Origin of the sequence: Pseudomonas sp. HMWF006, from assembly GCF_003061205.1 — a bacterium.
Classification (GTDB): domain Bacteria; phylum Pseudomonadota; class Gammaproteobacteria; order Pseudomonadales; family Pseudomonadaceae; genus Aquipseudomonas; species Aquipseudomonas monsensis.
Window position 1 is genome coordinate 1 of the sequence record NZ_QAIU01000090.1, and the last position, 12911, is coordinate 12911.

General features: G+C 60.3%; 10 protein-coding genes. 6 read left to right on the plus strand and 4 right to left on the minus strand.

What is annotated here, in order from left to right:
- Together DBR24_RS03535 and DBR24_RS03540 are read right to left on the minus strand one after the other, a co-directional pair.
- Nucleotides 1–325, minus strand: a 325-nt coding sequence (locus tag DBR24_RS03535; protein WP_128613904.1) for a hypothetical protein, incomplete at its 3' end; no start/stop codon positions are given.
- A gap of 276 nt (nucleotides 326–601) precedes the next feature.
- Nucleotides 602–826, minus strand: coding sequence for a hypothetical protein (locus DBR24_RS03540; protein ID WP_108589715.1), 225 nt, complete (start codon nucleotides 824–826; stop codon nucleotides 602–604).
- A gap of 1024 nt (nucleotides 827–1850) precedes the next feature.
- On the opposite strand from DBR24_RS03540, the gene DBR24_RS03550 reads away from it, so the two are divergent.
- Together DBR24_RS03550 and rmuC are read left to right on the plus strand one after the other, a co-directional pair.
- The gene (locus tag DBR24_RS03550; RefSeq protein ID WP_128613905.1) at nucleotides 1851–2174 is read left to right on the plus strand and encodes a sel1 repeat family protein; all 324 of its coding nucleotides are present in this window, start codon (nucleotides 1851–1853) and stop codon (nucleotides 2172–2174) included.
- Between the two features lie 175 nt (nucleotides 2175–2349).
- Complete coding sequence (gene rmuC / locus DBR24_RS03555; protein WP_177490419.1) at nucleotides 2350–3714, plus strand: DNA recombination protein RmuC; 1365 nt, start codon at nucleotides 2350–2352, stop codon at nucleotides 3712–3714.
- A 149-nt stretch (nucleotides 3715–3863) separates the two neighbouring features.
- Here the strand turns inward: rmuC and DBR24_RS03560 are convergent, their stop codons facing one another.
- Nucleotides 3864–7334, minus strand: coding sequence for a PAS domain-containing hybrid sensor histidine kinase/response regulator (locus tag DBR24_RS03560; RefSeq protein ID WP_128613907.1), 3471 nt, complete (start codon nucleotides 7332–7334; stop codon nucleotides 3864–3866).
- A 245-nt stretch (nucleotides 7335–7579) separates the two neighbouring features.
- Nucleotides 7580–8122 (minus strand): TetR/AcrR family transcriptional regulator, encoded by a 543-nt coding sequence (locus DBR24_RS03565; RefSeq protein WP_128613908.1) that lies wholly within the window; start codon nucleotides 8120–8122, stop codon nucleotides 7580–7582.
- Between the two features lie 91 nt (nucleotides 8123–8213).
- Between DBR24_RS03565 and DBR24_RS03570 the strand changes: the two genes are divergently transcribed.
- The 4 genes from DBR24_RS03570 to DBR24_RS03585 form a co-directional block, all read left to right on the plus strand.
- On the plus strand, nucleotides 8214–9413 hold the full coding sequence (locus DBR24_RS03570) for an MFS transporter (protein ID WP_128613909.1): 1200 nt from the start codon (nucleotides 8214–8216) through the stop codon (nucleotides 9411–9413).
- Nucleotides 9414–9465: 52 nt separating this feature from the next.
- A complete protein-coding gene (locus DBR24_RS03575) occupies nucleotides 9466–9777 on the plus strand; it encodes a cupin domain-containing protein (protein ID WP_128613910.1) in 312 nt (103 codons plus the stop codon).
- A gap of 105 nt (nucleotides 9778–9882) precedes the next feature.
- Nucleotides 9883–11034, plus strand: a complete 1152-nt coding sequence (locus DBR24_RS03580) for a TDT family transporter (protein ID WP_128613911.1) — start codon at nucleotides 9883–9885, stop codon at nucleotides 11032–11034.
- A 99-nt stretch (nucleotides 11035–11133) separates the two neighbouring features.
- On the plus strand, nucleotides 11134–12911 hold a 1778-nt coding region (locus DBR24_RS03585; protein WP_128613912.1), incomplete at its 3' end, for an MFS transporter.

Genomic DNA, 12911 nt, shown 5'->3' on the forward strand with positions numbered 1-12911 from the left:
GCCAGGCAATGGCAGTGGCGTAACGCAGATTAACGGTCAATTCCAGGTGCGGGCCGCTGAGGAAAGCATGCTGGCTGGCGAGGCCGCGCACCAGGCTGGCGCGCTCCGGGTCGAGGGCCAGATAGTCATCCCAAAGGGCCTGATGGCGATGCTCGGCAATACGGTAGAGGCCGTGGCCACGGCGGTCATGCAGGGCGGATCCGAGGGCGGACTGGCTGGCGGCGATGCCCAGCAGCAGGGATTCGGCGGTTGCGCAGTGGCGTCCCAGGTAGATCAATGTAGGACGGATCACATAGCGGCACAGTTCGCTGGCAGCGATACCCATAAAACCCTCGGATCTTGTAATGGTTCGGCGAGTCCTGAAGGGGGCCTTGGCAGCGGTGGATCGACTCAGGCTCGCCGCAAGCGGATCAAGCCGCTTGAGTTGAAGTGTAGTGTCATATTCGCGATGTAAAGGTCTGTTTTTAAAATATTTCCGGCTTCGAGTTATAACCGTTATATCCGAAGGTGCTTAGGCGCGACGGGCAAAAACTGAAATATCAGGCAATAAAAAGCCCCGCGTTTCAGGCGGGGCTTTTGCTTTTTGCAGCCTTTTCGGCTCTCAGGCAACCAGGGCCTGACGTGTACGATCGATCACGGCCTGCAGCGGTTCGGCGCTGGAGTACTGATCGGGGTACAGACGCTCGCTGTGGCGGGCGATCCCGTGTTCATTGACTACGGTGAAGCTGAAGCAGCCTTTGCGAGCGGCCATGATCAGGCAGTTCATCGGTGCGAAGGCGTTGGTTAGGGTGCGAATGGCATCCTGAGTCTGGATTTGAGTAGACATAGTTATTAGGTGTTCCTACAAATGACACGGATAAGAACCGTGCAACGTTAAAACGTTCCAGTAACGTCGACCACCGTTGGTCGAACGAAGAACCCGACTGGAACAAAGCAGCCAGTTTGAAGCGCTGAATAAGTTGGCGCGCTTGGGCTGGCAGGTAGGTACTTAGGAGGACAGGCATCACAACGAGGGCAAAGGTTCTGGGCCCGGGGTGAAGATCCTGATCAATTTGCAGGTTGGTTCGGTCAGAGTAAGTGTTCTTCGCAACACCCTTTGTATTCATTCAAAGGCGTGTCGTCACAAGATTTACCTGGAAACCATCGAGGGGTCGTTTCCCGCTTTTTTCGGTAGAGGCTTCTTGGAAGAAGGTTGACCGTGGGGATGTGTTCGACCGGAATTGACTTTCAGCTTGGTACTAACGCCGCGGATACTAACCAATCGTTGCGGATTATGCAAACCCATCGTTAAAAAGATGACGTGCGGTCGCGCGGATCACGGGTGACAGGACAGGCCTCTTCGCCAGCAGGCTCGCTTCCAGTGCGATCGCGGTCTGGTGGGGTAGCGAGTCTGCTGGCGAAATGGAGTCTCTGCCGATCAACCGTCGGTCGCCACAAAAGCGTGCAGCCATTTCCGGCGCCAGGCCGCTTATCTCCCGTTCGGGATGCAAAACGACCCGAAAAAGCGCACCGATATAACCGGGTAACAGGTACTTGTGCACATTAGTTGCGCAGCCTGTAACGGCGCTGTCATAACAATCCTGACCCCGGTCACTGCCTGTATCGAAAGTTTAAGTCAATGAAAACCATCGCTTTTTTTTGTTGGTGAAAAAATCGTCAGTTTGACTGCGAGCCCCATTCCATAAGGCTTTGCGCGGGTTGGAGGGCGGTTGTCCACTGAGTTATCCACAGCTTCTGTGGATTGTCCCGAGCGCTTGCTCTAGCACGGGCGTGCCGGGTTATTTTTCGACTTTACCTGTAGGAAAAAGAGAGTAGAGTGGCGCGCCTTCCGATCTGTCCCACAGTGTTTTATGAAGTTTCGCTCAGTATCAGACTCTGTTACCTCACAACCACTTCCTGTTACCCCGCCCAAGCGATTTTCCGTGCGTGTGGCCGAGTGGCTGCTCGACAGCCCGCGCCTGAGCGCCAGCAACAATGCCAAGCACCTGGCCGGTCGCCTGCTCAAGCAGCCGGCGCGTGAAGGTGTGGTTGCAGCGCAAAGCCGTCTCGGCCAGTTGATGTGCCGTGAATGCGGCAATGCCCGGGACCGGCGTATCGGTCAGGATCTTTTGCGTCAGGCCGCCCGCGCCGGCGACCGTCGTGCGCAAGAGGAACTCGGGCTCATCGCAGACTGAGCTGTCCAAGACCTGACGCCTTGGTTAACCTTCAGGCTTTATAAGATTGGCAGGAGTCGCTATGGCTATGGACTTGACCAGCGTATTGCTCGGTCTCGCAGCGGCGGGGTTGCCGCTGCTGGCACTGGCCTGGCAGCTGCAGCGCCGGGCCAGTGACAGGCAGGCCGAGGTCGCCTTGCTCGAAGAGCGGCTGGCCATGGCGCAACTGTCGCAGGACGGGCTCAACGCACAACTGGATGCCAGCCGCGACGAAATCGCCGACCTCGGGCAGGCCAACGCCGCCAAGCAAGCCGAACTGGCCGCCCTGCGCCGCGAAGTCGAGTTGCTGCAAATCGAACGCGATGACGCCCGCGACGCTTCCCACGCCTGGAACCTTGAACGCGCCAACAAGGAAGCCGAACTGCGTCGCCTCGATGCACAGGCCGCTTCGCTGAATGCCGAACTGCGCGAGCAGCAGGAAAGCCATCAACAGCGCCTCAACGACCTGCAAGGTTCGCGCGATGAGCTGCGTGCACAGTTCGCCGAACTGGCGGGCAAGATCTTCGATGAGCGCGAACAGCGCTTCGCCGAAACCAGCCAGCAGCGGCTCGGGCAGTTACTCGATCCGTTGAAAGAGCGCATTCAGTCCTTCGAAAAGCGCGTGGAAGAAAGCTACCAGGCCGAAGCCCGCGAGCGCTTCTCGCTGGCCAAGGAACTGGAACGCTTGCAGGCGCTCAACCTGCGTCTGAGCGACGAGGCGACCAACCTGACCCGCGCCCTCAAAGGCCAGAAAACCCAAGGCAACTGGGGCGAGCTGATTCTTGAGCGGGTGCTCGAACACGCCGGGCTGGAGAAGGGCCGCGAGTACCAGACCCAGGTCAACCTCAAGGGGCCGGATGGCGAGCGTTTCCAGCCGGATGTGGTGATTTATCTGCCGGGCGACAAGCAGGTGGTGGTCGACTCCAAGGTCAGCCTCACGGCGTATCAACAATACGTGGCCGCTGAAGACGACACCCTGGGGCAGATCGCGATCAAGCAGCACGTGCTGTCCCTGCGCAATCACGTCAAGGGCTTGGCGGGCAAGGATTACAAGCGTCTGGAGGGGTTGCACAGCCTTGATTTCGTGCTGCTCTTCGTGCCGATCGAAGCGGCATTTTCCGCCGCGTTGCAAGCCGAGCCGACCCTGTTTCAGGAGGCTTTCGACCGCAATATCGTTATCGTCAGCCCGACCACCTTGCTGGCCACGTTGCGGGTGATCGACAGCCTGTGGAAGCAGGAGCGCCAGAGTCAGAACGCCCGGGAAATCGCCGAGCGCGCGGGCTGGCTGTATGACAAGTTCGTGCTGTTCATTCAGGATCTGGACGAGGTCGGCAATCGCTTGCAGCAGTTGGACAAAGCCTACAGCTCGGCGCGCAACAAGCTGACCGAGGGACGCGGCAATCTGGTCAGTCGCAGTGAGCAGCTCAAATTGCTGGGCGCACGGGCGAGCAAGAGCTTGCCGGCTGATCTGCTGGAGCGGGCGATGACCGATGTCGATGGGCTGGTGGAACTGCCAGAGTAACCCGGACTTCTGTGGCGAGGGCGCTTGCTCTCGCTCGGTTGCGCAGCAGTCGCCAATCCATTCAACGAGAGCTTTCAGAACATCCGGGTTTGCAGGTCATCGGGGCGCTGCGGGAGCAAGCGCCCTCGCCACAGGGCTCATGAGTGCGCTTAAAGCGGCACATACCGGCTCAGCAACGCCCGCAACGCCGCCGGTTTCACCGGTTTGGCCAGGTAATCCAGCCCTGCCGCATGCACCTGCGCCACAGTTTCCGGCCGGCCATCGGCACTGATCACCACTCCCGGCACCGGCTCTCCCAGCGTGGTGCGTAACCATGCCATCAACTCGGTGCCGGTATCGCCGTGATCGAGGTGATAGTCCACCAGCGCCAATTGCGGGCGCACCCCCTCGCTCAACAACGCCGCACATTCCTCGCGATTGCGTGCAGTCCAGACCTGGCAGCCCCAGCGAGTCAACAAACTGTTCATGCCGATCAGAATGCTGTCTTCATTGTCGATGCACAGCACCTGCGCACCGCCCAGCAACTTGCCATTCAACTCGGTAGTGGTGCTGGCCGGCACGGTTTGCGTGCGGGCCAACGGTACACTGACGCTGAACACGCTGCCGCGCCCCGGCCACGATCGCACACGCAACGTATGCCCCAGTACCCGGCATAGACCATCGGCAATCGCCAAACCCAGCCCGAGGCCCTTTTCGGCGCGGGTCTGGTGGCTGTCGAGGCGCTTGAACTCCTCGAAAATCACCTGCTGTTTGTCTTCCGGAATGCCCGGCCCGCGATCCCACACCTCCAGACACAATTCGTCGCCACGGCGCCGCACACCCAGCAAAACCGGACCTTTGGCATAACGGAAGGCGTTGGTGAGGAAGTTCTGCAGAATTCGCCGCAGCAACTTGATGTCGCTGTCGATGCGCAAATGGCTGCCGCGCACGCGGAAGCTCAGGCCTTGTTCCTGCGCCAGCGCCTTGAATTCGGCGCCGAGGGTGTCGAACAGTTCGTTGATGGCAAACGGCTTGCGATCGGGATTGATCTTGCCGTTTTCCAGGCGGGAAATGTCCAGCAGGTCGCTGATCAGGTCCTCGGCCGAACGCAGCGAACTGTCGAGGTGCTGCACCAGTTTCTGCGCCTCGCTGCTCAGCCCGTCGTCCTGATGGGAGAGGGCCGCGGAGAACAGGCGCGCGGCGTTCAGCGGTTGCATCAGGTCGTGGCTGACGGCGGCCAGAAAGCGCGTTTTCGACTGGTTGGCGGCCTCGGCGGTGCCCTTGGCCTCGGTCAGGGCGACGTTGAGTTGCGACAGTTCCTGAGTCCGCTCGGTGACCCGTTGCTCCAGGCCTTCGTTGGCCTCGGTCAGCGCCTGTTCGGCTTCGCGGAACGCAGTGATGTCGGTGAAACTCATGACGAAACCGCCGCCGGGCATGGGGTTGCCGATCAGCTCGATCACCCGGCCATTGGGGAACAGACGTTCCGAGGTGTGCGCACGGCCCTGACGCATCCAGTGCAGGCGCCGGGCGACATGCACTTCCGCTTCGCCGGGGCCACACAAGCCGCGCTCGGCGTTGTAGCGAATGATGTCGGCGATCGGCCTGCCGACGCTGATCAAGCCGTCCGGGTAGTTGAATAGCTCCAGATAGCGACGGTTCCAGGCCACCAGTTTCAGCGACTGGTCGACCACGCTGATGCCCTGGGTAATGTTCTCGATCGCGCCTTGCAGCAGGGCGCGGTTGAATTGCAGCACTTCCGAGGCTTCGTCGGCGATCCGAACGACGTCCTCAAGCTGCATTTCCCGGCCTTCAATGGCGGCTTTTACCACCGCACGGGTCGAAGACGCTCCGAGCACCCCGGCCAGCAACCGTTCGGTATGGGCAATCCATTCGCTGTCGGCATTCTGGTTCGGGTTGAAGCCTTTGCCCTGGCGATAAGCAAAACGGATGAAGCTTTGCCGCGCACGTTCTTCACCGACAAAGCGTGCGGCCAGTTGCAGCAGATCGTCGATTTGCACCGCAAGCATCGAGCGCGCACTCGGCCGGGCGCTGATTTCCTGTCCAATAAAACGCCCGGCCTGCCAGTGCTCCGATACTCGCGTGCGCGACAGCACCGAGACCCAGGCGAACAAAGTGAAGTTACCGGCCAGCGACAGCACCACGCCTTGGGTCAGTGGCGTGATCGGCAGGTTCAGCGGATTACCGTGCAGCCATGCCAGCCCCGGAAAACTGCTCAGGGACCAGCCGAGGCTGTGCGCAGCAATCGGCAGAACCAGTGTGTAGAACCACAGAAAGGTCCCGGCTGCGAGTCCGGCGAAAACACCACGACGGTTGGCCTGTTTCCAGTACAGCGCGCCCAGCATCGCCGGTGCCAGTTGCGTCACCGCGGCAAAGGCGATCTGGCCGATGGTTGCCAGGCTCGCGGTCGACCCGAGCAGGCGGTAGCTGACATAGGCCAGCAGCAGAATCACCACGATGCTCACCCGGCGCACAGAGAGCATCCACTGGCGGAACACCTCAAACGGCCGCTCGGCATTATTGCGCCGCAGTAACCACGGCAACAGCATGTCGTTGGACACCATGGTCGACAGCGCCACGCTGGCGACAATCACCATGCCGGTGGCAGCCGACGCGCCGCCGATAAATGCCAGCATCGCCAGTGCCGGATGGGCCTGGGCCAGCGGCAGGCTGATCACGAATGAGTCGGGCAATACGTCGCCGGGCAGCAGCATCTGCCCGGCGAGGGCGATCGGCACGACAAACAGCGCGGCGAGGGCGAGGTACGCCGGAAATACCCATTTGGCCAGGCGCAGATCCTGCGGGTCGATGTTCTCCACCACGGTGACGTGGAATTGCCGCGGCAAACAGATGATCGCCATCATCGCCACGCCGGTCTGTACCACCATCGACGGCCAGTTGATGGTCTCTTTCCAATATTTCTCGAGGCGCGGGGCGAGCATCGCCTGATTGAACAGATCGTCGAAGCCGTCGTACAGACCGTACGTCACGAAGGCTCCGACGGCGAGAAAGGCGAACAGCTTGACCAGCGATTCGAAGGCAATCGCCAGCACCATGCCACGGTGGTGTTCCGTGGCGTCGAGGTTGCGCGTGCCGAAGACAATGGTGAACAGCGCCAGCACCAGCGAGACGATCAGCGCGGTGTCCTGAGCGCGAGTACCCATGGCATCGGCACCGGCGCCGATCAACAGGTTCACGCCGAGGACAATACCTTTGAGTTGCAGGGCTATGTAGGGCAGAACGCCGACCAGGCAGATCAGCGCGACTACCACCGCCAGCGATTGCGATTTGCCGTAGCGCGCGGCAATGAAGTCAGCGATGGAGGTGATGTTCTCCTGTTTGCTGATCATCACCATTTTTTGCAGAACCCACGGCGCGCCGACCAATAGCAGGATCGGCCCGAGGTAAATCGGCAGGAACGACCACAGTTGTTCGGCGGCCTGACCGACGGCGCCGAAGAACGTCCAGCTGGTGCAGTAAACCGCCAGCGACAGGCTGTACACCCACGCGCGCATCCGCGGCGGCAACGGCGCACTGCGACGGTCGCCGTAGAAGGCGATGGCGAACATGATGGCCATATAGGCCAGGGCGACGGCGGCGATCAGCCCGGTGGACAACGACATGCAACACTCCCGACAGAAGACTCCCTGGCATTCCTGCCCGGGCGGACAGTCTCGCATGTGCGCGGCGGTTAGTCAGTGTCGACCAAGGTCGTGGCGTGGCGGGGTGTCGCAGCGCAAGAACCGGGTGGTTTTTGCAGTGACCGTTCAGGCCTCATCGCTGGCAAGCCAGCTCCCACAAAAATCTCCAGTGGCACAGACGCCGTGACCTCACAGATCCTGTGGGCGCTGGCTTGCCAGCGATGGCGTCAGTCCTGACGCAACGCGATATCAATCAGGCGATGCAACTCTTCAACCTCCAGCGCCGCCGCTGAAAACAGAATCCGGAACACCACTGGCGCCACCACCAGATTGATCAACTGATCAATACTCGGCGCCGCTTCATCCGGGTGGCGCTCAATGATGGTCTGCAGCTGCGCGCCGAGGATTGTCACGCAGTACCCCGGCGTGGCACTGGCCTGCACGTCGCGCATCATGTTGCGCCCGGGCTCGGAACTCATCTCGTCGAGGTATTGCTCGGCCCACGCGCGGATATCGCTGCGCAGACTGCCGGTTTGTGCCGGTTCGCTGTCAGGGCGCATGCGGGCAAGCGCGACGTCCGCCAGCAACGCCGTCAGATCACCCCAGCGTCGATAAATCGTCGATGGCGTGACCCCGGCGCGCGCGGCGATCTGCGGCACGGTCACGCTCGAACGTTCCTGTTCCTGCAGCAGTGCACGGACCGCCGAATGAATTGCATCTTGCACCCGGGCGCTGCGGCCGCCGGGGCGTAAACCTTCTTTAATAGCCATGGGGCAGACCTTAACACAAAGAATTTGCTTTAAGAGTGAGACGGTAGCACACTCCGCAAAAGCAAAAAATTAGCTTTTGCGGAGTGTGCACATGACCAGCCCTTTTAATAACGGCGCTTCCAACCGTTCCAGCCTGTGGTTTCTGGCGATCACCTTACTCAGTTTTCTCGCCGCTTCCACCGCGCCGACGCCGTTGTATCACCTGTACCAGGACCAGTTGCACTTCTCGGCAGCGGTGCTGACCCTGATTTTCGGCGTTTACGCCCTCAGTCTACTGGCGGCGTTACTGACCGTCGGTTCGCTGTCCGATCACCTCGGACGCAAACCGGTGATTTTTACTGCCGTGCTGCTCAACGCTTTGGCGATGGTGCTGTTTATCGGGGCCGACAGCGTGACCTGGCTGATCAGCGCACGGGTGCTGCAAGGCTTCGCCACCGGCATGGCTACCGCCGTTTTAAGCGCAACACTGCTCGATACGGATCGTCAGCAAGGGCCATTGATCAACAGCGTCGCGCCATTATTGGGCATGGCGTTGGGTGGCATGGGCTGCGGTTTGCTCGCCGAGTTCGCCCCGGCGCCGCTGCAGTTGACCTACTGGTTATTGCTTGCGCTGTTTGTGTTGCAGGCGCTGTATGTCTGGCGCCTGCCGGAAACGGTCACCCGCCAAGCGGGGGCGTGGGCGTCGCTGCGACCGACGCTGCATGTGCCGATGCAGGCGCGCCCGACCCTGTGGAGAGTGCTGCCGCTGAACACCGCGACCTGGGCGCTCGGCGGTTTTTACGCGTCGTTGGCCCCGTCGCTGGTGCGCACCGCCACCGGTTCGACCTCCAACCTGATCGGTGGCGCGACCGTGGCGGCCCTGACTGTGACCGGAGCGCTGATGATTTTCACCATGCGCAATCGACCCGCCGCCCGCGCGCTGCAATGGGGCGCGAGTCTGCTGCCGATCGGCCTGGTGCTGATTCTGCTCGGCGTGCACAGCGCCAGTCTGTCGCTGTTTTTCCTCGGTACGCTGGTGGCCGGTTGTGGGTTCGGTGCGGGATTTCTCGGCGCCGTGCGCAGCCTGGTACCGCTGGCCTTGCCCCATGAGCGGGCCGGTCTGATGTCGGCATATTACGTGCTGAGTTACCTGGCCTTCTGTTTGCCGGCGTTGCTGGCCGGGCACCTGACCCGCAGTCTGGGGTTGTTGGTGACCACCGATGGTTATGGCGCGGTGTTGATTGTGTTGGCCGTGGCGGCATTGTTGCTCAGCTTGCGTCCGGCACCGGCCAAGGTGTGTCGCGCGCCATAAGCGCAGCGCTTTCGGTTAGCCTTGCGTAGTCAATCTGCTCACGGAACGATTCATGAAGATCATTCGCAGCAAGTCCTTCACCGCCGACCGCGCCTGGGGCGCGCTGGACATCGCCAACATGAACGGCATCACCACGCGCCTGCACTGGACGGATCAGCCGTACAAATGGCACGTCAACGACGGTGAGGAAGTGTTTGTGGTGCTCGATGGCCGGGTGCAGATGCGCTATCGCGAGGGAAGTGAAGAAAAGCAGGTGCTGCTGGAGGTCGGCGATATTTTTTATGCCTCGGTCGGCACTGAGCATGTGGCGCATCCGCAGGGCGCGGCGCGGATTCTGGTGATAGAAAGCGAAGGCAGTGTCTGATGGCTTATCCATAAAACAGATAACAGTTAGAGATATTACCCGTTATATAGATATTCGATTCAGATCTACCATGGACTCAACCTCACCAGAGGACAGGAGTTCATGATGATTTGCCCCAACAGCGTCAAAACCGGCCTCAAGCCATTCAGCCAGCTTCAGCATCCGCGTGAAGTGATCCGCCAGTTCACCCCTAACTGGTTCGCCGCAACCATGGGCACCGGTGTGCTGGCGTTGGCGCTGGCGCAATTGCCGCTGGCTATTCCCGGATTACACACCGTTGCCGAAGGGCTGTGGCTGTTCAACATCCTGTTGTTCACCCTGTTTACCTTCGCCTACGCCGCGCGCTGGATCCTGTTCTTTGACGAGGCGCGGCGGATCTTCGGCCATTCCACCGTGTCGATGTTCTTCGGCACCATTCCCATGGGCCTGGCGACGATCATCAACGGCTTTCTGCTGTTCGGCCTGCCACGCTGGGGGGAAGGTGTGATTCACCTTGCCGAAGTGCTGTGGTGGTTCGATGTGGGCATGTCGCTGGCCTGCGGCGTGTTGATTCCCTACATGATGTTTACCCGTCAGGAGCACAGCATCGACCAGATGACCGCTGTGTGGTTGTTGCCCGTGGTGGCCGCAGAAGTGTCAGCGGCCAGTGGCGGCTTGCTCGCACCGCATCTCGCCGATGCCCATGCGCAACTGGTGGTGTTGACCACCAGCTACGTGCTCTGGGCCTTTTCCCTGCCGGTGGCGTTCAGCATCCTGACGATCCTGTTGCTGCGTATGGCCCTGCACAAGCTGCCCCACGAAAACATGGCCGCGTCGAGCTGGCTGGCGCTCGGTCCGATCGGCACTGGAGCGTTGGGCATGTTGTTGCTGGGGGGCGACGCGCCGGCGATCTTTGCCGCCAACGGTTTGCCGGGTGTCGGTGAAATTGCTTCGGGCTTGGGCCTGGTGGCAGGTATCACGCTGTGGGGCTTCGGCTTGTGGTGGATGTTGATGGCATTACTGATTACCGCGCGTTATTTGCGCGACGGTATCCCGTTCAACCTCGGCTGGTGGGGCTTCACCTTTCCGCTGGGCGTGTATTCGCTGGCGACGCTGAAACTGGCCAGCGTTCTCAATCTGGCGTTTTTCAATGTCGTCGGCACGGTGTTGGTGACTTTACTGGCAGTGATGTGGCTGATTGTCGGCAAACGTACCGTGCAAGGCGCATGGCGCGGCGAGCTGTTTGTCTCGCCCTGCATTGCAGGTTTGAAGAAATAACCTGGAAAGTTTAGGTAAGGTGTGGCCTGGATCGCGGTTCGAGATTCCAATAAGCAGTACCCAGGCCTCTCTACCTTAAACATCAGGGACACACGGAAGATGAGTCACCCCTCACAGTTCAACCTGCTGCGCACCCGGCGCTTCTTGCCGTTTTTCATCACCCAGTCGCTCGGTGCGTTCAACGACAATGTTTTTAAACAGTCGTTGATCCTCGCCATTCTTTACCGCCTGACCATCGAAGGTGACCGCTCGATCTGGGTCAACCTGTGTGCGCTGCTGTTTATTCTGCCGTTTTTCCTGTTCTCGGCACTGGCCGGGCAGTTTGGCGAAAAGTTCGCCAAGGACGCGCTGATCCGTCTGATCAAACTCGCGGAAATCGCGATCATGGCCGTAGGATCGGTCGGATTTCTCTTTGATCACTTGTCGCTGATGCTGGTGGCGCTGTTCGCCATGGGCACGCACTCGGCGCTGTTCGGGCCGGTGAAATATTCGATCCTGCCGCAAGCGCTGCGTGAGGATGAGTTGGTAGGCGGTAACGGCCTGGTGGAGATGGGCACGTTTCTGGCAATTCTCGCCGGGACGATTGGCGCCGGGGTCATCATGTCATCGACCCATTACGCGCCGCTGGTCTCGACCGCCATTGTCGGGATTGCCGTGCTGGGCTATCTGGCCAGCCGCAGTATTCCTCGTGCCGCAGCCGCATCCCCGGAAATGCGCCTGAACTGGAACATCTTCAGCCAGTCCTGGGCGACGTTGAAACTCGGTCTGGGGCAGACGCCAGCGGTGTCGCGCTCGATTGTCGGCAACTCGTGGTTCTGGTTTGTCGGGGCGATTTATCTGACGCAGATCCCGGCGTACGCCAAGGAGTGGATGCACGGCGACGAAACCGTGGTCACCCTGATTCTTACCGTATTTTCGGTCGGTATCGCACTGGGTTCGATGCTGTGCGAGAAGCTCTCCGGGCGTAAGGTCGAGATCGGTCTGGTGCCGTTCGGCTCGTTCGGTCTGACCGTGTTTGGTCTGTTGCTGTGGTGGCATTCCGGCGGTATCCCGGAAAGCGTCACGGGCCACAGCTGGATTGAAGTGCTTGGCTTCGTGCACACCTGGGCGGTGTTGGTCGACATTCTCGGCCTCGGCATTTTTGGCGGCTTCTATATTGTGCCGCTGTATGCGTTGATCCAGTCGCGCACCGCGGAGAACGAGCGGGCGCGGGTGATCGCTGCCAACAACATTCTCAATGCGCTGTTTATGGTGGTCTCGGCGATCGTTTCGATTGTGTTGCTCAGTGTGGCCAAGCTGTCGATTCCGCAGCTGTTTCTTGTGGTGTCGCTGCTGAACATCGGCGTCAACGCCTACATCTTCAAGATCGTTCCCGAATTCAGCATGCGTTTCATGATCTGGCTGCTCAGCCATTCCATGTACCGGGTTGAGCATCGCAACCTGGAGGCGATTCCCGACGAAGGTGCGGCACTGCTGGTGTGCAACCACGTGTCGTTTGTCGACGCCTTGCTGATTGGTGGCGCGGTGCGTCGGCCGATTCGCTTTGTCATGTACTACAAGATCTACAACCTGCCGGTGCTGAACTTTATCTTTCGCACCGCAGGGACGATTCCGATCGCCGGGCGCAACGAAGACATCCAGATCTATGAAAGGGCCTTCACCCGGATTGCCCAGTATCTGAAGGACGGTGAGCTGGTGTGCATCTTCCCGGAAGGCAAGTTGACCACTGACGGCGAGATCAATGAGTTCAAGGGGGGGCTGACGCGGATTCTCGAGGAGACCCCGGTGCCGGTGATTCCGCTGGCGTTGCAAGGGTTGTGGGGCAGTTTTTTCAGCCGTGATCCGAACAAGGGCCTGTTCAAGCGGTTGTGGTCACG

Coding starts and splice junctions, on each gene's coding strand:
- DBR24_RS03575 (WP_128613910.1), top strand. CDS start 9,466: ATGAAGATCATTCGCAGCAAGTCCTTCACCGCCGACCGCGCCTGGGGC.
- DBR24_RS03540 (WP_108589715.1), bottom strand. CDS start 826: ATGTCTACTCAAATCCAGACTCAGGATGCCATTCGCACCCTAACCAAC.
- DBR24_RS03560 (WP_128613907.1), bottom strand. CDS start 7,334: ATGTCGTTGTCCACCGGGCTGATCGCCGCCGTCGCCCTGGCCTATATG.
- DBR24_RS03565 (WP_128613908.1), bottom strand. CDS start 8,122: ATGGCTATTAAAGAAGGTTTACGCCCCGGCGGCCGCAGCGCCCGGGTG.
- DBR24_RS03580 (WP_128613911.1), top strand. CDS start 9,883: ATGATTTGCCCCAACAGCGTCAAAACCGGCCTCAAGCCATTCAGCCAG.
- DBR24_RS03550 (WP_128613905.1), top strand. CDS start 1,851: ATGAAGTTTCGCTCAGTATCAGACTCTGTTACCTCACAACCACTTCCT.
- DBR24_RS03570 (WP_128613909.1), top strand. CDS start 8,214: ATGACCAGCCCTTTTAATAACGGCGCTTCCAACCGTTCCAGCCTGTGG.